Origin of the sequence: Streptomyces abyssomicinicus, from assembly GCF_008974245.1 — a bacterium.
GTDB classification, from domain to species: domain Bacteria; phylum Actinomycetota; class Actinomycetes; order Streptomycetales; family Streptomycetaceae; genus Streptomyces; species Streptomyces abyssomicinicus.
This window is the reverse complement of record NZ_BBZI01000010.1, coordinates 188,554-213,867: the sequence shown is the minus strand read 5'-3', so window position 1 is coordinate 213,867 and position 25,314 is coordinate 188,554. Positions and strand designations below refer to the sequence as shown.

The 25,314-nt window shown below is 74.1% G+C and carries 27 protein-coding genes, 1 tRNA gene and 1 pseudogene; 14 read left to right on the top strand and 15 right to left on the bottom strand.

The features are described 5' to 3' along the window. Positions 1-19: 19 nt before the first annotated feature. Entirely contained in the window at positions 20-895 is an 876-nt protein-coding gene (locus GBN72_RS24135) for an SGNH/GDSL hydrolase family protein (protein ID WP_151773993.1), read from the bottom strand. A 267-nt stretch (positions 896-1,162) separates the two neighbouring features. Here GBN72_RS24135 and GBN72_RS24130 point away from each other — a divergent pair, with 267 nt between their 5' ends. Beyond that, the gene (locus GBN72_RS24130) at positions 1,163-1,513 is read left to right on the top strand and encodes a tetratricopeptide repeat protein (protein ID WP_151773992.1); all 351 of its coding nucleotides are present in this window, start codon (positions 1,163-1,165) and stop codon (positions 1,511-1,513) included. Between the two features lie 66 nt (positions 1,514-1,579). Here GBN72_RS24130 and GBN72_RS24125 read toward each other — a convergent pair whose 3' ends face one another. Then, the gene (locus GBN72_RS24125; protein ID WP_151773991.1) at positions 1,580-2,995 is read right to left on the bottom strand and encodes a dihydrolipoyl dehydrogenase family protein; all 1,416 of its coding nucleotides are present in this window, start codon (positions 2,993-2,995) and stop codon (positions 1,580-1,582) included. 222 nt (positions 2,996-3,217) lie between these two features. Here GBN72_RS24125 and trxA point away from each other — a divergent pair, with 222 nt between their 5' ends. Together trxA and GBN72_RS24115 are read left to right on the top strand one after the other, a co-directional pair. Next, positions 3,218-3,637, top strand: a complete 420-nt coding sequence (trxA, locus tag GBN72_RS24120) for a thioredoxin (RefSeq protein ID WP_151773990.1) — start codon at positions 3,218-3,220, stop codon at positions 3,635-3,637. 149 nt (positions 3,638-3,786) lie between these two features. Then, entirely contained in the window at positions 3,787-4,230 is a 444-nt protein-coding gene (locus tag GBN72_RS24115) for a type II toxin-antitoxin system PemK/MazF family toxin (protein WP_151773989.1), read from the top strand. Positions 4,231-4,320: 90 nt separating this feature from the next. On the opposite strand, the gene GBN72_RS24110 is transcribed toward GBN72_RS24115, so the two are convergent. Next, positions 4,321-4,887, bottom strand: coding sequence for a GNAT family N-acetyltransferase (locus tag GBN72_RS24110; RefSeq protein ID WP_151773988.1), 567 nt, complete (start codon positions 4,885-4,887; stop codon positions 4,321-4,323). A gap of 114 nt (positions 4,888-5,001) precedes the next feature. Here GBN72_RS24110 and GBN72_RS24105 point away from each other — a divergent pair, with 114 nt between their 5' ends. Further along, positions 5,002-5,595: an ArsR/SmtB family transcription factor gene (locus GBN72_RS24105; RefSeq protein WP_151773987.1), complete on the top strand. Its 594-nt coding sequence runs from the start codon at positions 5,002-5,004 to the stop codon at positions 5,593-5,595. Between the two features lie 63 nt (positions 5,596-5,658). Next, positions 5,659-7,004: pseudogene (locus GBN72_RS24100) on the top strand (MFS transporter). 52 nt (positions 7,005-7,056) lie between these two features. Here GBN72_RS24100 and GBN72_RS24095 read toward each other — a convergent pair. Both GBN72_RS24095 and GBN72_RS24090 read right to left on the bottom strand, forming a co-directional pair. Continuing rightward, a tRNA-Val gene (locus GBN72_RS24095) sits at positions 7,057-7,131 on the bottom strand. 14 nt (positions 7,132-7,145) lie between these two features. After that, complete coding sequence (locus GBN72_RS24090) at positions 7,146-7,733, bottom strand: hypothetical protein (protein WP_151773986.1); 588 nt, start codon at positions 7,731-7,733, stop codon at positions 7,146-7,148. Here GBN72_RS24090 and GBN72_RS36205 point away from each other — a divergent pair. Further along, positions 7,732-8,223 (top strand): thioesterase family protein, encoded by a 492-nt coding sequence (locus GBN72_RS36205; protein ID WP_439959801.1) that lies wholly within the window; start codon positions 7,732-7,734, stop codon positions 8,221-8,223. The two genes, GBN72_RS24090 and GBN72_RS36205, sit on opposite strands and share 2 nt — an antisense overlap. 172 nt (positions 8,224-8,395) lie before the next feature. Here GBN72_RS36205 and GBN72_RS24085 read toward each other — a convergent pair whose 3' ends face one another. Next, positions 8,396-9,136 carry a 3-keto-5-aminohexanoate cleavage protein gene (locus GBN72_RS24085; protein WP_151773985.1) on the bottom strand — a complete coding sequence of 247 codons (741 nt, stop codon included), beginning with the start codon at positions 9,134-9,136 and terminating at the stop codon, positions 8,396-8,398. Between GBN72_RS24085 and GBN72_RS24080 the strand changes: the two genes are divergently transcribed. Further along, on the top strand, positions 9,137-9,352 hold the full coding sequence (locus GBN72_RS24080; RefSeq protein ID WP_151773984.1) for a hypothetical protein: 216 nt from the start codon (positions 9,137-9,139) through the stop codon (positions 9,350-9,352). 227 nt (positions 9,353-9,579) lie between these two features. On the opposite strand, the gene GBN72_RS24075 is transcribed toward GBN72_RS24080, so the two are convergent. Both GBN72_RS24075 and GBN72_RS24065 read right to left on the bottom strand, forming a co-directional pair. Continuing rightward, entirely contained in the window at positions 9,580-10,686 is a 1,107-nt protein-coding gene (locus GBN72_RS24075) for an SGNH/GDSL hydrolase family protein (RefSeq protein WP_164540844.1), read from the bottom strand. Between the two features lie 329 nt (positions 10,687-11,015). Continuing rightward, entirely contained in the window at positions 11,016-11,960 is a 945-nt protein-coding gene (locus GBN72_RS24065; RefSeq protein ID WP_151773983.1) for a GNAT family N-acetyltransferase, read from the bottom strand. Positions 11,961-12,306: 346 nt separating this feature from the next. On the opposite strand from GBN72_RS24065, the gene GBN72_RS24060 reads away from it, so the two are divergent. Next, positions 12,307-12,978, top strand: a complete 672-nt coding sequence (locus GBN72_RS24060; protein ID WP_151773982.1) for an enoyl-CoA hydratase-related protein — start codon at positions 12,307-12,309, stop codon at positions 12,976-12,978. Positions 12,979-13,080: 102 nt separating this feature from the next. Here the strand turns inward: GBN72_RS24060 and GBN72_RS24055 are convergent, their stop codons facing one another. Further along, on the bottom strand, positions 13,081-14,298 hold the full coding sequence (locus GBN72_RS24055) for an MFS transporter (protein ID WP_151773981.1): 1,218 nt from the start codon (positions 14,296-14,298) through the stop codon (positions 13,081-13,083). A 79-nt stretch (positions 14,299-14,377) separates the two neighbouring features. Here GBN72_RS24055 and GBN72_RS24050 point away from each other — a divergent pair, with 79 nt between their 5' ends. Further along, entirely contained in the window at positions 14,378-14,926 is a 549-nt protein-coding gene (locus tag GBN72_RS24050) for a MarR family winged helix-turn-helix transcriptional regulator (protein WP_151773980.1), read from the top strand. 22 nt (positions 14,927-14,948) lie between these two features. On the opposite strand, the gene GBN72_RS24045 is transcribed toward GBN72_RS24050, so the two are convergent. Next, positions 14,949-15,362, bottom strand: a complete 414-nt coding sequence (locus tag GBN72_RS24045; RefSeq protein WP_151773979.1) for a cupin domain-containing protein — start codon at positions 15,360-15,362, stop codon at positions 14,949-14,951. A 53-nt stretch (positions 15,363-15,415) separates the two neighbouring features. On the opposite strand from GBN72_RS24045, the gene GBN72_RS24040 reads away from it, so the two are divergent. Beyond that, on the top strand, positions 15,416-16,408 hold the full coding sequence (locus GBN72_RS24040; RefSeq protein ID WP_151773978.1) for a GlxA family transcriptional regulator: 993 nt from the start codon (positions 15,416-15,418) through the stop codon (positions 16,406-16,408). A 51-nt stretch (positions 16,409-16,459) separates the two neighbouring features. Here the strand turns inward: GBN72_RS24040 and GBN72_RS24035 are convergent, their stop codons facing one another. After that, the gene (locus tag GBN72_RS24035) at positions 16,460-17,062 is read right to left on the bottom strand and encodes a PadR family transcriptional regulator (protein ID WP_151773977.1); all 603 of its coding nucleotides are present in this window, start codon (positions 17,060-17,062) and stop codon (positions 16,460-16,462) included. Positions 17,063-17,174: 112 nt separating this feature from the next. On the opposite strand from GBN72_RS24035, the gene GBN72_RS24030 reads away from it, so the two are divergent. Further along, complete coding sequence (locus GBN72_RS24030) at positions 17,175-17,924, top strand: alpha/beta fold hydrolase (protein ID WP_151773976.1); 750 nt, start codon at positions 17,175-17,177, stop codon at positions 17,922-17,924. A gap of 48 nt (positions 17,925-17,972) precedes the next feature. On the opposite strand, the gene GBN72_RS24025 is transcribed toward GBN72_RS24030, so the two are convergent. Both GBN72_RS24025 and GBN72_RS24020 read right to left on the bottom strand, forming a co-directional pair. Next, the gene (locus GBN72_RS24025) at positions 17,973-18,836 is read right to left on the bottom strand and encodes a haloalkane dehalogenase (RefSeq protein ID WP_151773975.1); all 864 of its coding nucleotides are present in this window, start codon (positions 18,834-18,836) and stop codon (positions 17,973-17,975) included. Positions 18,837-18,960: 124 nt separating this feature from the next. Continuing rightward, entirely contained in the window at positions 18,961-19,929 is a 969-nt protein-coding gene (locus GBN72_RS24020) for a serine aminopeptidase domain-containing protein (RefSeq protein ID WP_164540842.1), read from the bottom strand. 194 nt (positions 19,930-20,123) lie between these two features. On the opposite strand from GBN72_RS24020, the gene GBN72_RS24015 reads away from it, so the two are divergent. Both GBN72_RS24015 and GBN72_RS24010 read left to right on the top strand, forming a co-directional pair. Then, on the top strand, positions 20,124-21,797 hold the full coding sequence (locus GBN72_RS24015; protein WP_151773973.1) for a glycosyltransferase: 1,674 nt from the start codon (positions 20,124-20,126) through the stop codon (positions 21,795-21,797). A 73-nt stretch (positions 21,798-21,870) separates the two neighbouring features. Further along, positions 21,871-22,866, top strand: coding sequence for an NAD-dependent epimerase/dehydratase family protein (locus GBN72_RS24010; RefSeq protein ID WP_151773972.1), 996 nt, complete (start codon positions 21,871-21,873; stop codon positions 22,864-22,866). 159 nt (positions 22,867-23,025) lie between these two features. Here GBN72_RS24010 and GBN72_RS24005 read toward each other — a convergent pair whose 3' ends face one another. Together GBN72_RS24005 and GBN72_RS24000 are read right to left on the bottom strand one after the other, a co-directional pair. Continuing rightward, positions 23,026-23,943 (bottom strand): transketolase family protein, encoded by a 918-nt coding sequence (locus GBN72_RS24005; RefSeq protein WP_151773971.1) that lies wholly within the window; start codon positions 23,941-23,943, stop codon positions 23,026-23,028. 38 nt (positions 23,944-23,981) lie between these two features. Continuing rightward, positions 23,982-24,689, bottom strand: coding sequence for a thiamine pyrophosphate-binding protein (locus GBN72_RS24000; protein WP_151773970.1), 708 nt, complete (start codon positions 24,687-24,689; stop codon positions 23,982-23,984). A 98-nt stretch (positions 24,690-24,787) separates the two neighbouring features. Between GBN72_RS24000 and GBN72_RS23995 the strand changes: the two genes are divergently transcribed. After that, positions 24,788-25,309, top strand: coding sequence for a DinB family protein (locus GBN72_RS23995; protein WP_151773969.1), 522 nt, complete (start codon positions 24,788-24,790; stop codon positions 25,307-25,309). Positions 25,310-25,314 lie beyond the last annotated feature (5 nt).

Genomic DNA, 25,314 nt, shown 5'->3' with positions numbered 1-25,314 from the left:
GGGGTGTCAGCCGGGCGGGTCAGCCGAGTCCGAGGACCGTCATGGTGTGGTCGGCCATCCGGCTCTCCCCCAGGGCGTTGGGGTGGACGGGCACGATGCTGTTGCCGCCCAGGACCGGCTCGATCCACCGGGTCCCGGAGGCCTTGCAGGCGTCGTGTCCCTCGGAGACCTGGGAGAAGTCGACGTAGACGGCGCCGGACTCGCGGGCGGCGCGGGCGATGGTGTCGTTGAGGTGGCTCTGGAGGCCGCGCAGGTAGGGAATGTCGCCGCGGGCGATGGGGAGCTTGGAGAAGCAGGTGGAGTCGAAGGTGGCCGGGGTGATCCAGGGGTAGCCGAGGACGGCGATCCGCGCGCCGGGCGCCTTCGCCCGGACGGCGGCGAGCGCGCTCTTCAGCGCCGGGTAGGTGCTGTCGTCGATCGCGTCGGTGAACCGGCTGCCGTTCAGGGTCTCGCAGGGGTTGCCGTACCCCCCGGTGACCAGACCCGCGGAGCCGCAGGCGAGGAGCGCGCCGATGAAGGTGCTGTTGTCGTTGCCGCCGATGGTCAGGGTGATGAGGTCGGTGTCGGCGGTCACCGCGTTCACCTGCGGCGGGACCAGCGGGTACTGGGCCTGGGTGAAGTGCTTGGTCTGGGCGGCGCCGCAGGTGACGTCGGTGAGGTCGGCGCCGGTACGGCCGGCGATCACCTTCGGGTAGTTGACCTTGGAGCGCAGACAGAGCGGGCTGCTGAAGTCGGTGGGCGAGACCCCGGAGCCCGCGCTGTAACTGTCGCCGAGGGCGACGTAGCGGAGCGGCTCGGCCGCCTGGGCGGGCTGGACGGCGAGGCCGAGGGCGGCGGCGCTCACCGCGAGGGCGGCGGCGAGGGTTCTGCGCAGGCGGCGGGCGGGGTGCGGCATCGGGTCCTCCTGGTTGACGGCACGACGGGGCGCGCCGGGGCGCGTGACGGCGGCGGGGTGGGGCGGACCGGCTCCGTGAGGCGCCGGTTACTCGCTCGTAATGTCGGGCCATGACAGGGACTTGTCAACAATCTGGACGTGTCTCGTCGTGCCAGAAACCACGCCGGGCCCCTTCCCGGGGGTTACCGGCGCCACCGGGAAGGGGCCGGACGCGGTGCGGAATAGCCCGCCGTCACGCGCGGTTCAGGCAGGCGAAGGGAGATCGACGTGAACACGACCAGGTCGTACCACGACTACGGGACGCCGGCCGAGCGCTGGGAGCGGGCGCAGAAGCACTTCGGCCGCAAGAACTACGCGGACGCGGCGCGGGTGCTCAGCACGCTCGTCGAGGAGGTGCCGGAGCAGAGCGGTCCGCGGCTGCTGCTCGCGCGTGCCTACTACCACTCGGCGCAGCTGGGGCGGGCCGAGGCGCAGTGCCGTCTGCTGGTGGAACGCGACCCGGTGGAGCAGTACGCCCGGCTGCTGCTCGGGCGCACGCTGGAGCGGCAGGGCCGCCACGAGGAGGCGCGGCCGCACCTCCGGCTGGCCGCGGCGATGGCGGGCGACTTCGAGGACTGAGCGGGTGAGGACCTGTGGGTCCCGCAGGAGGGGCGGGGCCGTCCCGGGCGTCCGGGGCGGCCCCGCTCAGTCCCGGTAGGCCTCGAGGAACCTGAGCCACACCTCGCTGATCGTCGGATAGGCGGGGACGGCGTGCCAGAGCCGGGCGACCGGGACCTGGGCCACCACCGCGACGGTCGCGGAGTGCAGCAGTTCGCCGACCCCGGGGCCGACGAAGGTGACCCCGCGGAGGATCTCCTTGTCCAGGTCGACGACCATCCGCGCCCGGCCCCGGTAGCCGTCGGCGTAGAGTCCCGCGCCCGCGACGGTGGCGAGGTCGACGTCGACCGCGCGGACCCGGTGCCCGGCCCGTTCCGCCTCGGCGAGGGTGACTCCGACCGAGGCGGCCTCGGGGTCGGTGAAGACCACCTGGGGCACGGCGCCGTCGTCGGCGGTCGCCGCGGCCGGCGGTGCGTCCCCCCTGGCCCGGGCGCCGATCGCGTCCCCGGCGATCCGCGCCTGGTACTTCCCCTGATGGGTCAGCAGCGCCCGGTGGTTGGCGTCGCCGGCCGCGTAGAGCCAGTCGCTGCCGACGACCCGCAGGGTGTCGTCCACGCTCAGCCAGGAGCCGGGTTCCAGCCCGACGGTCTCCAGACCCAGGTCGTCGGTGCGCGGCGCCCGCCCCGTGGCGAAGAGGATCTCGTCGGCCTCCACCCGGTCGCCCGCGTCGGTGGTGGCGACCACCGTGCCGTTCTCCCTGCGCACGTCGGTGACCGACACCCCGGTCCGCACCTTCGCCCCCGCCTCGCGCAGCGCCTCCGCGACGAGTTCCCCGGCGAACGGTTCCATCCGCTCCAGCAGGCCGCCCCCTCGCACCAGGACCGTGACCCGGCTGCCGAGGGCCTGCCAGGCGGTGGCCATCTCCGCCGCCACCACTCCCCCGCCGACCACGATCAGCCGGCCGGGCGCCTCCCGCGCGCTGGTGGCCTCCCTGCTCGTCCAGGGCGCGACGGTGCCGTCGCGCAGTCCCGGCAGGCCGGGCAGCGCGGCGCGGCTGCCGGTGCAGACGGCGACCGCGTGCCGGGCCGTCAGGGTCTCGGTCCCGCCGTCGGGCGTGGTGACGGTGACGGTGCGGGGTCCGGCGAGGCGGCCGTGCCCCCGGTGCAGGCGGGCGCCGGTGCCCTCCAGCCACGTCACCTGCCCGTCGTCCTTCCAGTGCGCCACCTTGTCGTCCCGGCGCGCGAGCACCTCGGGCACGTCGAGCGGTCCCCGGGCGGCGGCGCGCAGGCCGGGCGTGCGGCGGGCGTCGGCCCGGGTGATCACAGGTCGGAGCAGCGCCTTGCTGGGCATGCAGGCCCAGTAGGAGCACTCACCGCCGACCCGTTCGCTCTCCACCACGGCGGTGGACAGTCCGGCGGCGCGCGTGCGGTCGGCGAGGTTCTCGCCGACGGGTCCGGCGCCGATCACCACGACGTCGTAGGCGAAGCTCTCGGTCTCGGTCATGACCTCAGTCTTCCGGGTGGTGTGCGTACCGGCCACACGGGTAGGCGCCCGGGACCCGTCCGCTGGGCCGGACGGGTCCGCCCGGTCGCGGCGGCGGCGCGGAGCCGACCATATGGGGCGCGTGGAATACCGCGTCCGGTCGGGTCGTTGTCGTCGGTGGCCGGGCGGCCGGCAGTCGCACACCCGACATCCCAGAAACCCCCGGAAAGAGGACATCAGCTCATGAGCAGCACGGTGGAGCTCACCAAGGAGAACTTCGACGAGACGGTCACCGAGAACCCGTTCGTTCTCATCGACTTCTGGGCCGACTGGTGCGGGCCGTGCAAGCAGTTCGCCCCGGTGTACGAGAAGGCCGCACAGGACAACCCCGACCTGCTGTTCGCCAAGGTGGACACGGAGGCCCAGCCGGAGCTGGCCCAGGCGTTCGGCATCCAGTCGATCCCCACGCTGATGATCGTGCGGGACCAGGTCGCCGTCTTCGCGCAGCCGGGCGCGCTGCCCGGTCCGGTGCTGGAGGACCTGATCGGGCAGGCGCGCGGCCTCGACATGGAGGAGGTCCGCCGCTCCGTCGCCGCGCAGCAGGCCCAGGCCGAGCAGGGCGGCAACGGCACGGCGGAGGCCCGTGGCGGTGAGCCGGCCTGACCCGGGCGCCGTTCCGGCCGGACCGGAAGGACCGACGAGGCGTGTTCGGCACCGTTCGCCGCATTCGTGACCTGCTGCGTTCCCGGCGGCCGGGCCCAAGTGGCGACCCCGGCTCGGGCGCACGTCAACGCCCCTTCTACGGTGGGGCGATGACCGTTCCCATCGACGAAGTCCCGGGCCGTACCGGCCCGTCGGCGACGACCGAGGCCGATGCGCGTTCCGTCGGCACGGTGCGCACCGAGTACTCCCCCGCCCACGACGGCGACCCCGATCCTGGTGAGATCGTCTGGACCTGGGTGCCCTACGAGGAGAACGACGGCCGGGGCAAGGACCGGCCGGTGCTCGTGGTGGCCCGTGAGCGGGGCGGCACGCTGCTCGCCGTTCAGCTGTCCAGCAAGGACCACGACGGCGACCGGGACTGGGTCCCGATCGGCGTCGGCCCCTGGGACCGCTCCGGGCGCCCCTCGTGGGTGGCGGTGGACCGCGTCCTGCGCGTGCACGACGGTGGCATGCGCCGCGAGGCGTGCGCGCTGGACCGGATGCGGTTCAACCTGGTCGTCCACCGCCTGCGCGAACGGTACGGCTGGCGGTAGGCGCTCGCCCGGCGGTGACCGGTCACCCGACCCCACCGCCGGGCGCCGCCGCGCGCACGACCCGTCCGGCCTCACCGCCGGGCGCCGCGCTCACAACCCGCGCCCGCCCGGGCCCAGGCGCGCATACATGTACATGTCCCGCCGCACGGCACCCACCCGCTGCCAGGAGCGGAGCAGCCCTTCCCGGGTGAAGCCGGCGCGTTCGGCGGTGCGCAGCGACGCGGTGTTCCACGGTTCGACGTACAGCTCCAGCCGGGCGAACCCCGACGTGGTCAGCGCCCATCGCGTCAGCGCGCCCAGGGCGGCGCCCGCGGCACCCTGGCCGCGCGCGGAGGGCACCACCCAGTACCCGAGCGACGCCCGATCGGGATCGCCGGCGAAGAGCCACAGCCCGACGTTCCCCACCGGCCGTCCGTCATGGGCGCGTTCGATCACCAGCGGGTAGCCGGTGCGCCGCGCGGCACGGTCCCACTGCCGCCGCACGAACGCCTCGCCCTCCTCCTCGGTGTACCGGGCCGGCACCGTGGTGATCAACGGGATCAACGGGTCACCCGAGGCCTCCCGCACCAGCGCGAGATCCGCGTCGTCCAACCGCCAGGGCCGGAGCCGGAATCCCGCACCGGTCTCGAGGACGGGCACGTCGAGGGCATGCGTCATGCGGAGGATCCTCATCCGGATCCGGACGGAAAGGCAACCCGCCGGCTGGCCGCCCTTCGGCCAATCTGAAACTTTTATTGCGCAATTTATGTTGCGGACCTACGCTGCGGTTCCATGAAGCATCGTCAGGAACCCGAGCGGATCACCGACCTGTCCCGGCTGAAGGCGTTCACCAACCCCTTGCGGCTGCGGCTCTACCGTGCGCTCTACGCCACGGGCGCGGCCACCGCCTCCCAGCTCGCCGAGCAGGTCGACCAGGCGCCGTCGCTGGTCAGTTACCACTTGCGCAAGCTGGCCGAGCACGGCTTCGTCACGGAGGCGAGCGGCCGCGGCACCGACGGCCGGGAGCGGTGGTGGCAGGTGGCGTCCGAGGAGGGCTGGGGGTTCCGTGACTCCGACTTCGCGGACACTCCCGAGGGTGCCGCGGCCGTGGGCTCGGTGATCCAGGGCATCGTCGAGACCCGTGCCGCCGCGTACCGCGCCTTCCTCGAGCAGCGGGCGGCCTGGGGGAAGGAATGGGTCGACGCCTCGGTCTCGTCCGAGTGGATGCTCACCCTCACCCCGGGCGAACTCGCCGAGATGAACGAGGAGTTGCAGGCGCTGGGTCGGCGCTGGCGCGAGCGCGGCAAGGCCGCGCGGGCCGCCGGGGAGACGGACGGCCGCGAGCACGTCGCCGTGCACCTCTACGGCTTCCCGTTCCGGCCCTGACATGGACCGGTCCGCCGCCCATCAGCCCGCCGGTCCGCCACCCGTCCGCCAGGGAGTTCAGCCGTGACCGCCGAAGGACAGACCTCTCCCGCGTTCCCATCCGCCCCGCCCGCGCCCGGCGCCGTTCCCGCCCACCGGGACGGCCGGGTACTGCGGTGGCTCGCCGCCTACGTCCTCTCGCTCGTCGGGGACGGTGTGTACTTCCTGGCCCTCGCCTGGTCCGCCCAGCGGACGGCCGGCCCGGCCGAGGTGGGCCTGGTCATGGCGGCCGGCGCGCTGCCGCGCGCCCTGCTGATGCTCGGCGGCGGTGTGCTGGCCGACCGGTTCGACCCGCGCCGGGTGGTCCTGGCGAGCGACGCGCTGCGCTGTGTCCTCATCCTCGCGGTGGCCGCCGTGATCGCCCTGGCCACGCCCGGCCTGTGGATCCTGGTCACGATCGCCCTCGTCTTCGGCGCCGTCGACGCGATGTTCGTCCCGGCGGTCGGCTCACTGCCGCCTCGCATCACCACACCCGACCAGCTGGCCAGGGTCAGTGGCATGCGCTCCCTCGCGATGCGGCTCAGCCAGATCGCGGGACCGCCGATCGGCGGACTGGCCCTTGCCGTCGGCGGTCCGGCCGGCGCCTTCGCCGTGGCTGGCGCGCTCTTCGCCCTTTCCCTGCCGCTGCTGTTGTCGATACGGCTCCGGCCGCTGCCCGCGGCCGGCACCGAGCGAGAAGCAACAGAGGGGGACGGGAGCGAGGGGGACGGGAGCGAGGGGGACGGACGCGAGAGCCCGAAGCCCGCCCGTACCGCTCGGGCGGAGCTGCTGGGCGGCCTGTACTACATCCGCCGGCACCGGCTGATCGGTCCCCTGATCCTGGGTGCCGGCCTCTTCGAACTGGGCCTGAGCGGACCGTTCAACGTCGGGCTGGTCCTGCTCAACGCCGAGCGCGGCTGGGGGTCTTCCGGATACGGGCTGATCGTCAGCGGCTTCGGCGCGGGGGCGGCGGTCAGCGCGGCGCTGCTCGCCGTCGTGGGCCGGCTGCCGCGTGCGGGGCTCGTCATGTCAGGGACGCTGATGGCGGGGTGCGCGGGGGCGGCCGCCATCGCGCTGGTGCCGCGGCTGTGGGCCGCGGTGGTGCTGGCTGCCGCCGTCGGGCTCTGCGCGGGGATCTTCGGCAGTCTCAACAGCACGCTCGTCCAGACGACCGCCGATCCCGCCTTCCTCGGCCGGGTCACCTCCGTCCTCATGATCACCATGGTCGGCCTCGCCCCACTGAGCTATCCCCTGGTGGGCGCCGCCGTCGGCGCCTGGGCACCGGCCCGGTGTTCGTCGGCTGCGGCCTCTTCTCCTCGCTCGGGGTGGTGATCACGCTGGCCTCCACCGCGGTGCGGCGGGCCGAACTGCCGAGGCCGGAGCGGCGGTGACGCATGCGGGGCACGGCTGGGAGACGGAGACGGAGACGGAGGAAGGAAAGGGGGCGGGGCGGCCGGATTCGAACCGGCGTCCTCCGAGATGTCATCGCGGCGCATTACCTCTGTGCTACGACCCCGCCCTTGGCCCGGAGTCTACGTCAACGGCGCTTGGAGCGCCGGAAATTGACGTTGCTCAGGTTCCGGCAAGGCCACTTCGCGGGCGAAGGCGGCGAGGACGCCGAGGTCCCCGTCGCCCAGGCCGACGCGCGGGTTGACGTGGTGCAGCAGGGCGGGCGCCGGGTGGTGGGCGGTCACGTACGCCTCGTCCGGGCCGCTCTGTTCGTCGTCGACCCAGGCGAAGGGCCGGCCCGCGGCGTACTCCACCAGGGCGGCGGTCTTCCAGTGCACTCCGTCGGGGCGCTCCTGGAGCAGGGCGTCGCCGAAATCGACGAAGGGAAGCTGGGGCAGCCCGAGCACGGGGGCGATCCAGCGGTTGGCGTCCGCCATCCATGTGGTGGCCCAGCACAGTTCGAAGCCGAGGCCCAGCAGACCTGGTCCGTGCGCCGGGTTGAGCCAGACCCGGAGGGGGCGCCGGTGGCGGGAGAGTTCCCGCCCCGGCTCCGGGGATCCGCCGGTCCTCGGCACCCGGAGCGTGGTGTAGCCGTGCGGCCGTCTCTCCGGCTGGGCCGCGTACGGGTTCAGAAGTCCGTCGACGTCGAGGAACAGCAGGGGCCGGCTCATGCTCTCCTTCCGGTCGGCCCGGCGGGGGGCCGGTGCGCCGAAGCCTAACCGTGGAACGCGGCCTTCGGCATGCCGTCGGCGGCCGCGGTGCCACCGGCGCTCCATCGGCTCCGGCCGGGGCACCGGCCCGCGCCCCGGTGGAGGTGGTGGCCGTTTTCCCCGGTGGCCCGGTGCCTGGCAGCCCGGACCCTCAGCCGATCCTGCCGCGGGCGACCGCGCGGACGCCCACGACCCGCAACTCGACGGACCCGTCCTCCCTCGTCGGCTCGACCGGACCGTTGGCCCTGCGCACGGCTCAGGCCATCCCGCGCCCACGCCCGTCGGCGAGGATGTCACGCTCTCGGCCACCCTGACCGGCGTCGACGGCCGCAAGCCGGTCTTCGAGGTCGAGGCGCGGAACGCGGAGGCGGTGGTGCTGCGCGGCCGGCACACGCGTGCCCTCATCGACCGCGAGCGGTTCGTCGGCAGGCTCACGCGCCGCACCGGCTGACCGGGCGGCCGTGCGGCCGGTGTCGGCCGGGCAACCGGTGTCGGCCGGCCGGAAGGCATGCGACCGGAAGGCACGCGGCCGGGCGGGCGTCCACGGGGCGCCGGCCCGGCCGCGGTCGTGTGCGCGGTGCCCCGCCGACGGGGCCGGCCGCGCACCAGCGGCGACGGCCCCGTCAGCCGCCGGCCGGGTTCCGGTCCCGGCGCAGGATCTCCAGGGCGGCCGTCACCAGTGCGGCGTTGCCCTCGGCCGGGGTGCCGTCCGGCAGGGTCAGCGCGTCCTCGAGGCCGATGCGCGTGTCGAGGCCCAGTTCCGCGGCCGTCTCCAGCACCGTCCAGGCACTGTCCTCGTCCCCGTGCAGCAGGACGGGGGCCGACGTCGCCGCCGACAGCCGCCCGGCCATGCCGCGGGCCTCCCGGGCCGCCCGCGCGGCGGGTGTGCGGGTGATCTCGACGAGCACCCGCAGGACCCGGTCGGCGAACGGGGAGGACAGGTAGGCGTCCGGTCCGCCGGTACCGGAGAACAGCCCGGCCTCGATACCGATACCGCGTTCCGTCAGGGCGCGGGCGATGCGGTCTGCACCCTCCTCGTGCCAGTTGACCGACGCGTGGTCGGGCAGGGTCGTCCAGGACTCGACGAGGCGCGCGCGGCGGGCCGGGTCGCGTTCGATCCACTCCCCCGTCGTGACGCCGACGCGGACGCCCGGGCCGACGGCCTCGCGCACGGCCTGGAGCACGTCGTGGACGACCACCGCGTCCAGGGTGTCGTGGCCGTGGTGGTCCCGGGGATGCAGGTGGATGTCCTCGGCTCCCGCGTCGACGGCCCGGCGCGCCTCGGCCGCCAGCTCCGCGGCCGTGACGGCCACCCAGCGGCTCTCGTCGGGGCGGCGTGTTCCGTTCAAACAGGCTTGCAGCATGTGTCGCACATTCCCACGCCGGACGACGTGACGCCGGAACGGCACACACCGGACGGCGGCGAGGACGTGCGTCCGCCGACGTCCCGCTTCCGCTTCCTGCACGGCCGGTTCATGAAGTGCCCGTCCCCGCACGGGGTGGTCGTCCACGACGACTTCGGCGCGCGGGGCATCGCCGCGTGCGTGACGGCGCTGCGGAAGGCGCTCCCGAGCAACTGACGCCGTTCCCTCGATCAGGTCAGCGGATCGAGGAAAGACAGCGGCCATGTGCGCCGCGTAAGGCGACGTCCAGGTCGGTTACGAGATCATCTCCTGGCCCGGTGGTTAGACCCGACAACGGGGCCGGGGCAGGGGCAGGGGGGCCGCTGCCGCGGTGAGCCCTGTCCCACAGCGGACCCCCGTAGCCTTCGACCAGGGTGCCCTCGGCCCAGGTGATCAAGCCTCCCTCACCATCCCGTCGGCAGGCTGCTGAGGAACGGGGCAAGCCGGTCGGCGATCACCCGGTCGTCGTGAGCGGAGGTGTGCCCGTCGCATCCGAGGAAGTCCAGGCCCGTCTGATCGAGGAACCAGTAGTGGACCCCACTGTCGCCGGCGTCGTTGCGCGCCTCGACCACCTGCCGCACATGCTCGGCGTTTCTGTCGAAGCCGACGGCCACGAGGGCGGAGCCGGCACCGTAGCGTGTCCGCAGTTCTCCGAGGAACTCGCCGTAGGCGGTGCGGAAGGCGGACGCGAGGCTGTCGAGCGTCCACGGTTCACCGGGGGTGAGGTCGGTGAAGTCGTTGGAGCCGAGGTTGACCACCACGATCTGAGGGCGCCAGGTTCCCGGGTTCCGCCAGACGTCGCCGTCCACGTTCAGCAGGGCACGGTCGTAGTAGGTCCGGTAGGTGATGTCCGGGCAGATACCGGCGACGTTGCGCACCATGCCGAGGCCGGAGAAGCCGTTGATCTGGTAATCGGCGTCCAGCTGCCGGGCCGTGAGGGCACCGTGGCTCACGTCGGTGTTGGTGTTCCGCTTGAGCTGCTCGGGATTGCAGTCGCGGGTGCCCGAGACATTGCCGTAGCCCACCGTGATGGAGTCCCCGATGAACTCGATCTGGCGGTCCCGGGGCGCCGGCTTGCCCAGTACGGCGCCCCCGGGCGCGGCGACGAAGCCTCCGAACGTGCTGATGTCTCCCGGGGTGTCGTTGCGTTTGGCGACCCGGACCGTGTGCTCGCCGTCCCGCAGGCCGTTGATCCAGTGCGTGGTGTCGCCGGGTGTGACGAGGGTGGCGACAGTGGCCCCGTCGACCTGGACGTCGTAGTCCGCGGCCGCGCAGTCGAGTACCACCCCGAGGCCGGTCCCGCGGAAGCGGCCCTCGAAGTACACCCCGGGCCAGCTGAACTGCACCGTCTTCCCCAGGTCCTTGACCCGCCCTGCGGTGTGCACCTGCTCCGAGACGCTCTTCACGGGGACCAGTTGCCTCAGCTCGTACCGCGAGCCCGCGTCCATCGCGGCGGGCACCGCCGGGCGCCTCTTGCGCACCTGCTTCGGGTTCCCTCCTCCGGAAGTCATCTGTGTGCCATCCCTCCGTCCCTGCGGCGCATCGGTCGGTCACGGCTGAACGTCCGACATTCCGCCCCTGGATGTCAACCGATTTGAGGGGACGAAATGGATCAACAGGCGTCCCTTGCAAGTGACTTGCGGGGCGGGCCTCGACCAGCGTGCTGAAGTCGGTGGCCCGCCGGACCGGCTTCGGCGACGCGGCCGATCCGCGGCGTCACCCCGGCCGGCCGACCACGGTCTCCCCGCAGGCGTACCGCCACGTTTTCCGGCACCGGGCGGCGCCGGAGGGCGGCCGCCCGGCCCCGCGGGACCGGGCGGCACCGGGAGCCTGACCTGGCTCAGCTCCAGGTCATGTTGATCTCCCGCTCGAAGTCCACGTACCCGGCGCGGGCGAACGCCTCGGCCATGGGGACGTTGCCCAGGTCCGTCGACGCGCGGATGCGGGGCACGTCCTGGGCCGTGAGGACGCGGGTGCCCTCGGCGAGGATCTCGTCCACGTATCCCTTGCCGCGGTGCTCGGGCAGCACGGCGAGGTAGGCGATGATCGGGTTGTAGCCGTTGTGGGCGGGGACGACGAAGCCCACCGGCCCCCCGTCGGGCAGTTCGGCGACCCGCCACCAGTCGCGCGGGCTGCGGTACAGGGCCAGTTCGTCGGCGTACTGCGCCTCGGCCGCCTCCTGGGGCGACATGGTGGTCAGGTCGTGCAGGCTGTGGGCGTCCAGGGTCCCCTCCAGCACACGCGCCATCAGGCCGGTCAGCTCACGCTCGTCGCGGGGCGTGCGGAAGACCAGGCGGCCCGTGGGAGGGGGAACGGGCAGGCCCGGGGAGCGGTTGAGACGGAGCCGTTCGACGAAGAGGCGGGCTCCGGTGCGTTCGGCGATCGCCATGCGGTCCTCGACGGCGCGCCGGACGGCGGGGACGTCCCGCCAGCCGGGCGGCACGAAGCGCGTGTACTCCGGGACCGGCGCCGCTGGGTCGAGCACCGTGGACATGGCGGTGCGCAGCAGGTGCTCGCCGATGTCCAGGCGGTCCGCGGCGGGCAGGGTGTCGTCGACGTCGAGGACGTCGAGCAGCAGCGGCCGGTCGGCGCCGGGGCGGTTCCACCAGGCGAGCCTGGCGAGGAGCCTGTCACCGTCGTGGGCGATCCACATCCGGTCGGGACGGCGGCGGCCTTCGTCGAGGTCGGCGGCGAGTTCCGCGTCGAGTGCGTAGGACAGGCCGAGGAAGAGGTCGAGTTCGTCGCGTCCGGCGAGCGGACGCACGGTCGGAAGAGCTGTGTTCACGGTCGGGACTCTCTGGTGAGGAGCGCTCGGCCGTCCGGACCCGGCGTCAGGCCGTGTGCGGGGTTCCGGGGAGGACGAGCGTGGTGGGCATACGGGGCGTGGACATGACTTACCCCTCCTCTCAGCGGCGGGAGTGGACGCGGCCCGGTGCGAAACGGGCCGTGCGTATGACTATCAGGCCGCCCGTCGGTCGCACCATCGGATTTCCGCTGCTCGGACTTCCGCTGCGCGGCTTCCGCGTACCCGCGAGGATCCGCACGCCGCTTGCCAGGCATGCCCGGCGCGCCATAAGTTACTGACTAGTAGGTTGGTGTCACCGCCTCGACCCGTGTGCAAAGGAGCAGCCATGCCCACTCTCGACCGTCACGGCGACGTCTTCGTTCTGGATCTCGGAGACGGCGAGAACCGCTTCCACCCGGACTGGATCGCCTCGGTGAACAGCGCCCTGGACGAGGTGGAGAAGGCGGAGGGCCCGCGCGCCCTGGTGACCGCCGCCACGGGCAAGTTCTGGTCGAACGGCCTCGACCTGGACTGGCTCTTCGCCCACGCCGACCAGCACCAGGAGTACGTGGTCTCCGTCCACGCCCTGTTCGCCCGCGTGCTGTCGCTCCCGGTGATCACGGTGGCAGCGCTCCAGGGGCACACCTTCGCCGCGGGGGCCATGCTGTCGCTGGCGCACGACTTCCGGGTGATGCGCGCCGACCGCGGCTTCTGGTGCCTGCCGGAGGCGGACATCCACATCCCGTTCACCCCGGGCATGTCGGCCCTGATCCAGTCCCGGCTGACGCCGCAGGCGGCGCACGAGGCGATGGTGACCGCCCGCCGCTTCGGGGGCGGGGAGGCGCTGGCCGCGGGCGTCGTGGACCGGGCGGTCCCCGAGGACGCTGTCCGCACGACCGCGGTGGAACTGGCGGCGTCGCTGGCCGGCAAGGCGAGCGAGACGCTCGGCACCATCAAGTCGCGGATGTACGCCCCGGCCCTGGAACTGCTGCGGGACACGACCGACCCGATGGGCTAAGCCGCTCCCACCCCGTGGCCTCCTGCCCGGTCCGGCGACCGGACGGGAGGCCGCGGCATGCGTGCGGCGTGCGGCGTGCGCGCGGCCTCCCCACCGGTCGCGTCAGCCCACCCGTACCGCTTCCACCCGCTCGAGCGCCCGCACCTCGCGGAAGGACAGGACCGCCAGCGAGGAGCCGGAGATCACGGCGGCGACCACCAGCAGCCAGGTGTCGACCCCCACCGCCGCGGCGACCGGACCGGTCAGGGCGAGGCCGAGGGGCCGGGCCACGAACGAGCCGACCGAGTCGAAGGCGTACACCCGCGCCAGCTTGTCGTCCGGCACCTGGCTCTGGATGGCCTGGTCCCAGTACACGCTGAACATCTGCAGGCCGACGCCGTGCACGAAGGCCCCCAGCATCACCGGCCACAGGGTGTCCGACAGCGCCATGGCGAGGGGGAAGATCCCGGTGAGGGCCAGCAGCACGACGCCCTGGCCCAGCGGCCGCCGGGGCCTGACCCGCAGGGCGAGCAGGCCGCCGACGACGAAGCCCGCCATCAGGGCGGAGAGGGCGAAGCCCCAGGCGGAACGCCCGAGCTCCTCCCCCACGACGACCGGGCCGAGCACGGCCTGCGCTCCCCCGTAGAAGAGGTGGTAGAGCAGCGCCTGGAGGATCAGCAGCCACAGCCAGGTGCGTCGCGCGACCTCCCGGAACCCTTCGCCGAGGTCCGTCAGGGGCGACGTCGTGCGCGGCGCGCGGGCGTCGGCCACGCCCATGCGGCCGAAGGCGACGGCCGCCACGGCGAAGGTCCCGGCGTCGACCGCGACGGCCCATCCCGGGCCCACCGCGGCGACCAGGAGGCCCGCGACCGCGTAGCCGAGGGTCCGGCACACACTGTCCAGCAGGGAGCGCAGCGCCACCGCGTCGGAGAGGTCGGACTCCGGGACGACCACGCGGGTCATCGCCTTGGAGGAGGGCCGGCTGAGGGCCGTGACCACTCCCCCGATGCCGCCGAGCACCGCGATCAGCCATATCGTGGCCGCGTCGAGCACCACCGCGGTCGCCATGAGCGCCATCACCACGGCGCTGACCGCGGAGGAGCCCTCCATCATCAGCTTGCGCGAGAACCGGTCACCCAGGACTCCGCCGGCGAGCATGGTGACGACCTGGCATATCGCGAAGACGGCCTCCACCAGGCCGAGGTCGGTCAGCGAGCCACCGAGGTCGAGCACGGCGAAGGCGAGCGCCACGGGGGTGATGGCGTTGCCGAGGGAGCTCACCGAGGCTCCGGTCACCAGGAGCCGGAAGTCGCGGTGCCGAAGGACTTGTCTGCTGTTCACGCCGGGAAGCTAGTTCGCCAGCTAATTATTGGTCAATCAACTATCAGGCCAACCGAGGACCTGCGCCTAGGATCGCGCCATGGCCACGGCGGAGACGGAAAGCGACGACCACCTCGGCGACTGGGCCGACCGGCACCTCTCCCGGCGGCGGGACCACGCGGCATGCCTCCCCCTTGACGACGAGGTGGAGGCGATCACGGTCCGGCTCGAACGCGTCCTCCGCCACCTCCGGCAGTCCGTGCGCCACGCCCTCGACGAGGTCGGCCTGCAGAACTGCGCCTACGAGACGCTGCACCTGCTGATGATCCGGGACACCCCCGGCCGGGCCACGCCCTCCGCGCTCGCCGCCGACCTGGGGGTCAGCGGCGCCGGCATGACGGGTCGCCTCGACGCGCTGGAGAGGGCCGGGTGGGTCCGGCGCACCCCGGCCACCGGCGACCGCCGACGGGTGGACGTCGTGATCACCGAGGCCGGCGAGCAAATCTGGCGCCGGGCGACGGTCCTGCGCGGCCGGGCGGAGAGCCGGATGTTCGACTCCCTGCGCGCGGAGGACCGTGCCTGTCTGGCGGCGCTGCTCCGACAGCTCACCCTGCGGATCGAGCTCCCCGACGGGCCGGCCGCCGACTGACCCGGCGGCTCGCGCGGCAGCCTCAGAGTGCGAGGGGGTGTCCGGTCGTCGCGTCCACGTGTGCGGGAATCTCCTCGTGCCGGTCGCCGACGGTCGACGTCCCCGACGGCTCGAGGAGCAGCAGCCGGGCGCCGTCGGGCGCGGACGGCCGGTGCTCGACGCCGCGCGGGACGGTGAACACGGTTCCCCGGGGCAGCCGGACGGTGCGCTCTCCGTCCGGTTCGCGCAGGGCGATGAAGAGTTCGCCGTCGAGGACCAGGAAGAACTCGTCGGTGTCCTCGTGGACGTGCCAGACGTGGTCGCCGCGGACCTTGGCGACGCGCACGTCGTAGTCGTTGACGCGGGTGACGATGCGGGGGCTCCACAGGGAGTCGAAGGAGGCCAGGGCGCGGGAGAGGTCGACGGGTACGGGGCGGTGCGATGTGTCGTTGGTCATGACGGTCATGCTGTCCGCCCGCCGCGGCACGGCGTGAGTGCCAGAATGCGCACATGCCGCAAGGATCCTCGCACCGGGTCGTGGTGATCGTCGACGAGAACTCCAATCCCTTCGAACTGGGCTGCGCCACCGAGGTGTTCGGCCTACGCAGGCCGGAACTGGGGCGCGAGCTCTACGACTTCGGGCTCTGCTCCCCGGGGCCGGAGACCCTGATGCGGGACGGGTTCTTCACCCTGGCCAAGGTGGCGGGGCTGGAGGCCGCCGAGTCCGCGGACACCCTGATCGTCCCCAACCGGCCCGACGTGGAGGTGCCGCGCCGTCCCGAGGTGCTGGACTCGGTCCGGCGGGCGCACGCGCGCGGGGCGCGGCTGGTGGGTTTCTGCAGCGGGGCGTTCACCCTGGCCGAGGCCGGGGTGCTGGACGGGCGGCGGGCCACCGCGCACTGGCAGTGGGCCGACCGGTTCCGGGAGCGTTTCCCCGCGGTGCGGCTGCAGGAGGACGTGCTCTTCGTCGACGACGGTCAGATCCTCACCGCCGCCGGCAGTGCCGCCGCGCTGGACCTGGGGCTGCACATCGTCCGCCGGGACCACGGCGCGGAGGTGGCCGACGCGGTCAGCCGGAGGCTGGTCTTCGCGGCCCACCGCGCGGGCGGGCAGCGGCAGTTCGTCCGGCGCCCCATGCCCGCGATCCCGGACGAGTCGCTCGGCCCGCTGCTCGTGTGGGCCGAGGAACGGCTGGAAGCGCCGCTGGGCGTCGCGGACCTCGCGGCGAGGGCCGCGGTGAGCACGGCCACCCTGCACCGCCGCTTCCGCGCGCAGCTCGGCACCACCCCGCTCGCCTGGCTCACCCGGCAGCGGCTGGCCCTGGCGTGCCGCCTGCTGGAGCGGGGCGAGTCACGACTGGAGGTGGTGGCCCGGCGCAGCGGCCTGGGGACCGCCACCCATCTGCGCGCGCTGATGCGGCGCGAGACCGGCCTCTCCCCGTCCGAGTACCGGCGCCGCTTCGGCCCCGCCGCCCCGGGGAGCCCGCCCTCCGCACCGGAGTAGGCCCCCACGACACGGTCCGCGCCTCCTGGGCGGGCCCTGCCGTCCCGGGCGTCACGTCCCGGGGATCACGTCCCGGGTGTCACCGGGCGGTGCGTCACCGGGCGGGGCGTCACGTCCCGGACGCGCTCCCCCGGCCTCCAGCGCGGCGACGGTCTCCCGCAGCCACGCCGTCTCGGCGCGTCCGGTGGCCCGTGCGACGGTGAGGACGCCGCGGCGGAACGGGTCGTCCAGTTCCTCGGCGCGCAGCGGCCGGTCGCCGTCGAGGAAGAAGCTGGAGGGTTCCTCCAGGAACGTCAGCCGCTGCCGCAGCACGGCGGCCTGCGCGGCCGGTTCCTCCAGGTGGCGGAGGAAGGCGAGCAGGGTGAACCAGCGGTTCTCGTCGGTGACGTCCAGCCGCTCGGGCGTGGCGAGCCTGCGGCGCAGTTCCCGCTCCCCTTCCCCGGTGAGCGTCAGGACGTGCCGCGGGGCCGCCGCTGCCCCCGGTTCGGTGGCCCGCACCAGCAGCCCCGCCTTCTCCATCCGCTTGAGGGCCGGGTAGAGCGTGCTCTCGGGGACCGGCCGCACGTGGCCGATCAGGGCGGTCAGGCGCTTGCGCAGGCCGTAACCGTGCAGCGGGGAGTCGCGGAGGAATCCGAGGATGGCCAGTTCGAGCATGAAGGCATTCTCGCCTACATCGTGAACGTAGTACCTCGACATCGAGGTATCCTCACCGCGTCAGGATGTCGACGGCGGTCCGCGGGGGCACGCCGCGGAAGGGGTGACGGCGATGCGCCAGACGGACTTCGACGGCCGGGGCAGCCGGATCCGGTGGACGGAGACGCCCGGCGTGGAGCCGGCCCGGGTGTACGTCCACGGGCTGGGCGCCGCGTCGGCCGTGTACCACGCGCATGTCGCGGCCCGCGGCGAACTGGCCGGGCGGCGCAGTCTCTTCGTCGATCTGCCCGGTCACGGGATCAGCGACCGGCCCGCGGACTTCGGCTACACGCTGGAGGACCACGCGGACGCCCTGGCGACCGCGCTGGACGCGGCCGGCGTGCGCGGGGCGGAGCTGGTCGCGCACAGCATGGGCGGTTCGGTGGCGATCGTGCTGGCCCACCGGCGGCCGGAGCTGGTGGCCCGGCTGGTCCTCACCGAGGCGAACCTCGACCCGCACCCGCCGGCGACGGCGGGCAGCAGTTCGATCGCCTCCTACGGCGAGGAGGAATTCGTCACCGAGGGCTACCGGCGAACGCTGGAGCGGGTGGGCCCGACGTGGGCGGCGACCATGCGGCTGGCGGACCCGCGCGCGCTGCACCGGTCGGCGGTGGGCCTGGTGCGCGGATCGCGTCCGACGATGCGCCGGATGCTGGAGGGGCTGACCGTCGGCCGGGTGTACCTCCAGGGCGCGCTCAGCGGCGAACTCGAGGGCCGGGCCGCCCTGGAGGCGGCGGGGGTGCGCGTGGTCACGGTGCCCGGGGCCGGGCACAACGTCATGTTCGACGCGCCCGGCGCCTTCGCGGAGGCCGTGGCCGGATGACCCGCCGCGCGGCCGGACGCCCGTCCGCGTCCGGCCGTCGTACGCGTCTCAGCCGCGGAGGCCGTGCCGGCCGGCCCAGGCCGACAGCGCGGCGGCCACCTCGGCGGGGCGGTCCTCGGGGGCGTGGTGGCCCGCGGGCCCGCACGCCGTGATCTCCAGGTCCGCGATGTTGTCGGCGCACCATGCGGCCATGGCGGAGTCGATGAGCAGCGTGGGCGATCCTTCGAAGGTCATCAGCAGTTTGGGTACTCCGGCGCTCTTCGCGAGCCAGGCGCCGTAGGACTCGATCCGGGCGACCAGGTCGGCCGGCTCGCCTCCCAACGGCACCTGACGCGCCCAGGCCAGCACCGGCCGCCGGCTCTCCGGTGTCGGGAAGGGCGCCAGGTAGACCTCCATGTCCTCGTCCGCGACGGGCGTGAGGACGCCGCCGGTGAAGGCCGACCGGACGAAGAGGTCCTTCGCGAGGACCATCTCCTCGCCCGGCCCGGGGGTGCGGATCGTCTCCGAGCGGCGTCGCGCCTGCGGGGACAGGTCCTCGGGGGCGAGGGGCTTGACGAAGGTCTCCAGGAAGGCGATCCCGGCGACGCGCTCCGGCCGTCGGGCCGCCATGTCGAAGGCGAGCGCGCCACCCCAGTCGTGACCGATCAGGACCACCCGGTCCAGCCCCAGCGCGTCGAACCAGGCGTCGAGGTAGCGGGCGTGGTCGTCGAACCGGTAGGCGATGCGGGGCTTGCCCGAGCGGCCCATGCCGATGAGGTCGGGGGCCAGGGCCCTGCCGTCGCCCGTCCGCGGCAGGACGTTCCGCCACAGGTGCGAGGAGCCGGGGTTGCCGTGCAGGAAGACGAACGGCGTGCCGCCGCCGCCCGTCTCCTCGTGGTGCATGACGGAGTCGAGGACCGGTGTCTCGGGCATGTGCGTGTCCTTCCTGCGGCCCCGCGCCGGTCTGTGCGCGGGGCGGTGGGCGGGCGCCGGGCGAGCGGGGCCCGGACGGCAGGAAGAGCGTGCGACCTCGAGCCGGCTTGAGGTCAAGGGGATGTCAGGGGCGGGCCGCGGCCGCCCGCTCCGGACCGGCTGCCGTCGCGTCCGTCCAGCCGTCGAGAACGCGGCGGACCGCCTCGGCGGGAACCTCGTGGCCCGCTCCCTCGACCTCGTCCAGCCGGCAGCCCTGGAGGTGGCCGGCCAGCGCGCGCACGTCGTCCAGGAGGTCGTCGTCGGTCCCGACGACCAGGTGCACCGGGGCCGGGACGTCCCAGATCTCCGGCAGTTCCTCCACGGAGACCGCGGGGGCCACCGCGACGACGCCCGCGACCGTGCCCGGCTCGCGGGAGAGGGCCCACCGCAGGGCGACCCGCCCGCCGGCCGAGAATCCGGCGAGGTACAGCGGAAGCCCCTCCGTCTCGGCGGCGTGCGCGGCCACCGCGGCGTCGACCTCGTCCAGGGCCTGCGACGCGTGCGCACCGCGGGGCCAGGTGCGGTACCGGGGCGAGGTGCGCCAGGACGACCGCACCGCGAGCACCGCGAACCCGGCCCGGAGCGCCGGCTGCCACGCGCGCACCGCGTCCCGCTCCGACTCCTCCGCCCCGTGCAGCGCCAGCAGCACACCGCGCGCGGGCAGCACCGACGGCCGCACCAGGAGGTCGTGTTCACGGGTCGTCCGCCGCCCGTCCTCCCAGCGCCGCGCCGACTCCTCGAGCAGCGGGGGGAATCCGGGAAGCCCGTGCGCCTCCGCGAGGTCCTCCTCCCCCTCCAGCACCGCCGGATCCCACCAGCCTCCCTCCGCGAGGGCTGCGCGCAGCGTCCCGAGCGCCTCGCCGGGGCGCCCGGCGGCGCCCTGGAGGCAGGCGAGCAGGTAGGCCAGTTCCGCACGCCAGGGCAGCAGTTCGGGGCGCGGGGCGGTCAGGAGACGGATGCCGTCCTCCAGGCGCCCCTGTTCGTAGCAGCGGAACACCTCCTCGTTGACGCTGCGGTAGGCGAGCAGAGCGGCGGGAACGTCCTCGTAGATCATGGCGCGCACCGTAGGCGGGCCGGCGCTCCCGGGCAAACGGAAATCGGCGGCCACCGAGGACACCCGAGGGCGGCCCGAGGACGATCCGGACCACATCCGACACGCCCGGACGCACCGGAGGAAGCGGGCATCTCGCCCGGAAGGGCCCTACGATGACGCCGCCCAAGGCTCCCAGCACCCCGGATGTACATCACATGATCAAGGTCAGCGTCGTGGTCCCCGTCTACAACGCGGGGCCGTACCTCGAACGCTCCGCACCCAGCCTCCTCCACCAGAGCCTCGGTCCGCAGGCGTACGAGGTCGTCTACGTGAACGACGGGTCGACCGACGGGTCGGCCGAGCGGCTGGAGCGGCTGGCCTCCAAGTACGCCCACGTCAGGGTGATCCACCAGGAGAACTCCGGCTGGCCCGGCAAGCCGCGCAACGTCGGCGTGCGCGCGGCGCGCGGTGAGTACGTCCAGTTCGTCGACCAGGACGACGAGCTGACGCCCGGCGCGCTGGACCGGCTGTACCGCATGGCCGTCCGCAACGGCTCGGACATCGTGATGGGCCGGACCGTCGGCACCATGCAGGGTCCGCACAGCCTCTACAAGCGCGACGTCGAACGCTGCTCCGTCGAGGACACACCGCTGATGGAGAGCCTGACGCCGCACAAGATGTTCCGGCGCGCCTTCCTGCTGGAACACGGCATCGAGTTCCCCGAGGGCCGGGTCCGTCTGGAGGACCAGCTGTTCATGGCGCGCGCCTACGTCCGGGCGAAAACGGTCTCCATCCTCGGCTCGCATCCCTGCTACGTGTGGAACCGGCGCGAGGACGGCGGCAACAACAGCGGGGGCGCGACCACACCGGAGGCGTACTACGGCCATCTCCGGTCGGTGGTCGAGGCCGTCAGGGAGGGCACCGAGCCGGGACCGCTCCAGGACTTCCTGCTGCGCCGCTCCTACCGCGTGGAACTGCTCAGGCCGGTGACCGAGCCCCGGGTCCTCCAGCGCACCGGGGCGGATCTGGAGCGTCACTTCGAGGTGGTACGCAAGATGGCCGTCGAGTGCTACCCGCCGGGCGTGCGCGAGGGCCTGCCGGCCCTCACCCGGCTCCGGGCGACACTCCTGGAGGACGGCCGGCTGGAATCGCTGGTCGAACTCGCCCGCCGGGTGCGGGCGGTGAGGCCGCAGGTCACGGTGGACGGCATGCGGTGGCGGGACGGCCGGCTGCTGATCTCCGCCACCATCGGCATGGTGCGTCCGGACGGCGGACCGCTGACCCTGGTGGAGCGGCACGGACGGCTGCTGCTGGACCCGGTGCTGCTCGACGGCATCGAGGGGGCCGAGGGCTGGGAGGTCCCCCACCCGCTGGCCTACGCGCGCGGCGAGCTGCTGGTGCACGACACCGGCCGGGACCAGTGGTGGTTCCCCGACGCCGACATGGCCCCGCGCACCGAGCCGCTCGGCGGCGGACGGCACCGGGTGCTCGTGTCCGGGGAGACCGCCGTCGACCCGCGGACGCTGTCCACCGAGCCCTGCCTGCGGGACGGGACCTACGAGGTGTGGGCCTACGGGCAGTTGCTGGGCGTCGGACGGCGACCCCGGTTCGCCGCCTCCGACGGCTTCGCACCGGCCCTGCCCCCGGCGCTCGTGGGCTCCCCGTCGCGTGCCGCGACCACCGCCTGGACGGGGCCCGGCGGGCAGCTCCGGCTGCTGGTCGGCCGGCCGCCTGGACCGGGGGCCCACCGCAGGGTGATGTGGCAGGCGGCGACCCATCCGCTGGTCCGCCGCGGCGGGGGCGCGCTGGTACGGCGTCTGCCCTCCCAGCTGCGCCGTCCGGTCCGGCGTCTGGTGCGCCAGGCCACCACCTGGACGTCGCCGGGCTGACCGCGCCGCCGGCGCCCTCTGCCCTGGGCAGATTCCCGGGACACGCCGCCGGCTTGCTGGTTGGCTCGGCGGCATGGAGATTCTGGTTCTGGGCGGTACGGCGTGGCTGGGCCGCGAGATCTCGCGGCGGGCCCTGGAACGGGGCCACCGGGTGACCTGCCTGGCCCGCGGCGAGAGCGGCGAGGTCGCCGGGGGCGCACGGCTGGTGGCCGCCGACCGGCGGGAGGCGTCGGCCTACGACGCGCTGCTCGACCGGGAGTGGGACGCGGTGTTCGAGGTGTCCTGGCAGCCCGGCTTCGTGCGCGGGGCCCTGACGGCGCTGGGCGGGCGCGCCCGCCACTGGAGTTACGTCTCGTCGGGCAACGTGTACGCCTCGCACGCGACGCCGGGGGCGGACGAGTCGGCCGCACTGCTGGCGCCCACCGAGCTGGACGAGGTTGGCCGTGAGCTGTACGGCGAGGCCAAGGCGGCCTCCGAGGCGGCCTGCCGGGAGGCCGTCGGGGACCGCCTGCTGGTGGCGCGGGCGGGGCTGATCGGCGGCCCCGGCGACCCCAGCGACCGCGCCGGCTACTGGGTGGCACGCGCCGCCCGGGCCCCGCGCGAGCCGCTGCTGGTGCCGGACGTCCCCGGGGCCCCGGTGCAGGTCGTCGACGTGCGGGATCTGGCGGCCTGGCTGGTGGAGTGCGCGGGGCGGGCCGTCACGGGGGTGTTCGACACGGTGGGCCCGGTGATCCCGTTCGCCGAGTGGATCGACCTGTCACGGCGGGCGGGCGGCCATACCGGGCCGGTGGTGACCGCCCCGTCGAAGTGGCTTGTGGAGCAGGGCGTCGCCGAGTGGGCGGGCGAGGACTCGCTGCCGCTGTGGCTGGTCGAGGAGGGCTGGGAGGGCTGGATGGCGCGGACCGGCTCGGCGGCCCGCGCGGCCGGACTGCGCCACCGGCCCTACGCCGGGACCCTGGCCGACACCCTCGCCTGGGAACGCGGGGCGGGCCTGGACCGCCCCCGGCGGGCAGGCCTCGGCGCGGCCCGCGAGCGGGAGTTGCTGGCGGCGCTGGGCGCCGCCGGCTGACACGCCGCGTGCGCCGGGCTCCGGGCGCGGGACGCCGGGCGCCCGGCGCGCGATGCACGGCGTTCGGCGCGCTCGGCGGGACGTCGGCACCGGGCCGCGGCCGCGGACCGGAGACCGGGGGTGGGGCCGGAGACCGGGGCCGGGGGCCGGGCGCCGTCGTCAGCCCTCGGCCGTGCCGGTCCCGCCGAGGAACCGGGTGATGCGCTCGCGCAGCCCGCGCGGGTCGAGTCCGTGGGCGGCGATGTGCTCCGCCATCGTGCCGTAGCGCCGCAGTTCGCGACGGGCGACGCCGAGGCCGAGGACCCGGTGGGGGACGCCGGCGAGGGCGTCGTTGGCGGCGGCCGTGGAGGTTCCGGCCAGGTAGGGCTCGACCAGGACGACGTCGGTGCCCGCCACGCCGGCCGCCCGGCGCAGTGCCTCGCCGTCGAAGGGGCGCACGGTGGTGGCGTACAGGACGGTGACGTCCAGTTGCGCGGTGGCGTCGAGCACCGGGGTGAGCATCGGTCCGACGGCGACGACCACACCCGGGCCGCCGCGGCGGACGGTGCGGAAGCCCGGGCCCTCCACCGGGCGGGCCTCGGTGTTGGTCTGGGCGGAGAGCCGGACGTACACCTTGTCGTCGCCCGCCCCGACCGCGTGCCGCAGCAGCGTCTCGGCCTCGTCGGGGTGCCCGGGGACGTGCACGGTCCAGCCGTCGAGGGTGTCGAGGAGCGCCACGTCGCCGGGCGCCATGTGGGTGAACCCGCCGGCGGGCCAGTCGTACGAGCCCAGGCCGCTCACCAGGACGGCGCCGGCGTCCTGGTGGCCCAGGTCCAGCTTGATCTGCTCGAAGGGGCGCTCCACCAGGAAGCTGCCGAAGGTGTGCAGGACGGGCCGCATGCCGGTGAGGGCCAGACCCGCTCCCGCGCCGATCAGCAGCTGCTCGCGGATGCCCACGTTGACCACCCGGTCGGGGTGGCGGCGGGCCGCCTCGGCGAAGCCGTCCCGGCCGATCTCGGCGAGGACGACGGCGACCCGCGGGTCCTCGTCGAGCAGCCTGGTCATCACCGGGGCGAAGCGGTCGCGCATGGTGTCCATCAGGGTTCTCCCGTTCCTGTCTCTCCGCGTCTCGTCACTCAGGCGTTCTTGGCCCGGGTCCGCGCCACGACGGCGTGCGGGCGTCCGGGGTGGGGGTGGGTGAAGGCGGCGTGCAGCGCCTCGTGGTCGTGGCCGTCCACCGTGAGGACGGACCAGCCCGCCGCGTCGAGGCGTGCCGCGAGGCCGCCGGGGCGGGCGTGGGTCGCCGAGGCGTTGTCCACCACGACGAGGTGCAGCCGGTCCAGTGCCGCGTGGCCCGCGAGGTCGAGGGCCTCGTGGTTGCTCCCCTCGTCGAGTTCGGCGTCGCCGGCCAGTACCCAGACGGCGGGTTCCGTGCGGCCCTGGGCGCGCAGACCGAGAGCCTCGCCGACGGCGATCGGCAGGCCGTGTCCGAGCGATCCGCTGCCGATCTCGACGCCCGGCAGCAGGGTGCGGTCGGGGTGGTGGCCGAGCGGCGAGTCCCACGAGCCGAAGCCGGGCAGCAGGTCGGCGGGGAGGAAGCCCTTGGCGGCGAGGACCGCGTAGTAGGCCATCGGGCCGTGGCCCTTGGACAGCAGGAACCGGTCCCGCTCCGGGTCGTCCGCCCGTTCGGGCGAGATCCGCAGGACCCGGTCGTACAGGACCCACAGGACGTCGAGGGTGGAGGTGGCGGCGGGGCCGTGCTTCTCGTCGCCGGTCATCAGGCCCATCAGCCGGGGCAGCTCGGCGTGGCCGCGCGGGTGCGCCTGTGCGGTGTCGGTGTTCATGCGACGAGCGTGCGACCTCGAGCGAGGTTGAGGTCAAGCGCGGCCGCCGGAGGACGCCCGCCCGGGGCGGCGTGGCGCCGTTGCCGTAGCGTGTCGGCGTGCCCGACTCCGACACCGAGCCCCGGCTCGACACGCCCGACCCGTCCGCGCAGTTCGTCGCGTACCTCGACCACTACCGCGCCACCGTGGCGCGGACGACCGGGGGTCTGACCGAGGCGCGGCTGCGGACCTCGCTGGTGCCCTCCGGCTGGTCACCGCTGGAACTGCTCTCGCATCTGGTCCACATGGAGCGGCGCTGGTTCGTCTGGGGGTTTCTCGGCGAACCCGTCGAGGAGCCCTGGGGCGACCACGAGGGCGGCGTGAAGGGCGGTCGCTGGGCGGTGCCGGAGGGCGTCACGGCCGACGGCCTGATCGCGCGGCTGCACGCCGGCGGGGACCGCACCCGCACGATCCTGGCCGCACATCCCCTGGACGCCCGCGGGGCGGTCGGCGGCCGGTTCACCACGGCGCCCGCGCCGACCCTGTCCTGGATCGCCTTCCACGTGCTCCAGGAGTACGCCCGGCACGCGGGGCACCTGGACATCGTCCGGGAACTCGCCGACGGCCCCGCCGGGCCCTAGCGGCA

Excerpts from the sequence above, each read along its gene's own strand:
- GBN72_RS24010 (WP_151773972.1), top strand. The coding sequence starts at position 21,871 with ATGGAGATTCTGGTTCTGGGCGGTACGGCGTGGCTGGGCCGCGAGATC.
- GBN72_RS24025 (WP_151773975.1), bottom strand. The coding sequence starts at position 18,836 with ATGCCCGAGACACCGGTCCTCGACTCCGTCATGCACCACGAGGAGACG.
- GBN72_RS24050 (WP_151773980.1), top strand. The coding sequence starts at position 14,378 with ATGGCCACGGCGGAGACGGAAAGCGACGACCACCTCGGCGACTGGGCC.
- GBN72_RS24060 (WP_151773982.1), top strand. The coding sequence starts at position 12,307 with ATGCCCACTCTCGACCGTCACGGCGACGTCTTCGTTCTGGATCTCGGA.
- GBN72_RS24040 (WP_151773978.1), top strand. The coding sequence starts at position 15,416 with ATGCCGCAAGGATCCTCGCACCGGGTCGTGGTGATCGTCGACGAGAAC.
- GBN72_RS24020 (WP_164540842.1), bottom strand. The coding sequence starts at position 19,929 with ATGATCTACGAGGACGTTCCCGCCGCTCTGCTCGCCTACCGCAGCGTC.
- GBN72_RS24015 (WP_151773973.1), top strand. The coding sequence starts at position 20,124 with ATGATCAAGGTCAGCGTCGTGGTCCCCGTCTACAACGCGGGGCCGTAC.
- GBN72_RS24075 (WP_164540844.1), bottom strand. The coding sequence starts at position 10,686 with ATGACTTCCGGAGGAGGGAACCCGAAGCAGGTGCGCAAGAGGCGCCCG.
- GBN72_RS24135 (WP_151773993.1), bottom strand. The coding sequence starts at position 895 with ATGCCGCACCCCGCCCGCCGCCTGCGCAGAACCCTCGCCGCCGCCCTC.
- GBN72_RS24105 (WP_151773987.1), top strand. The coding sequence starts at position 5,002 with ATGAAGCATCGTCAGGAACCCGAGCGGATCACCGACCTGTCCCGGCTG.
- GBN72_RS24085 (WP_151773985.1), bottom strand. The coding sequence starts at position 9,136 with ATGCTGCAAGCCTGTTTGAACGGAACACGCCGCCCCGACGAGAGCCGC.
- GBN72_RS24090 (WP_151773986.1), bottom strand. The coding sequence starts at position 7,733 with ATGAGCCGGCCCCTGCTGTTCCTCGACGTCGACGGACTTCTGAACCCG.
- trxA (WP_151773990.1), top strand. The coding sequence starts at position 3,218 with ATGAGCAGCACGGTGGAGCTCACCAAGGAGAACTTCGACGAGACGGTC.
- GBN72_RS24030 (WP_151773976.1), top strand. The coding sequence starts at position 17,175 with ATGCGCCAGACGGACTTCGACGGCCGGGGCAGCCGGATCCGGTGGACG.
- GBN72_RS24000 (WP_151773970.1), bottom strand. The coding sequence starts at position 24,689 with ATGAACACCGACACCGCACAGGCGCACCCGCGCGGCCACGCCGAGCTG.
- GBN72_RS24045 (WP_151773979.1), bottom strand. The coding sequence starts at position 15,362 with ATGACCAACGACACATCGCACCGCCCCGTACCCGTCGACCTCTCCCGC.
- GBN72_RS24005 (WP_151773971.1), bottom strand. The coding sequence starts at position 23,943 with ATGGACACCATGCGCGACCGCTTCGCCCCGGTGATGACCAGGCTGCTC.
- GBN72_RS24035 (WP_151773977.1), bottom strand. The coding sequence starts at position 17,062 with ATGCTCGAACTGGCCATCCTCGGATTCCTCCGCGACTCCCCGCTGCAC.
- GBN72_RS24110 (WP_151773988.1), bottom strand. The coding sequence starts at position 4,887 with ATGACGCATGCCCTCGACGTGCCCGTCCTCGAGACCGGTGCGGGATTC.
- GBN72_RS36205 (WP_439959801.1), top strand. The coding sequence starts at position 7,732 with ATGCTCTCCTTCCGGTCGGCCCGGCGGGGGGCCGGTGCGCCGAAGCCT.
- GBN72_RS24125 (WP_151773991.1), bottom strand. The coding sequence starts at position 2,995 with ATGACCGAGACCGAGAGCTTCGCCTACGACGTCGTGGTGATCGGCGCC.
- GBN72_RS24115 (WP_151773989.1), top strand. The coding sequence starts at position 3,787 with ATGACCGTTCCCATCGACGAAGTCCCGGGCCGTACCGGCCCGTCGGCG.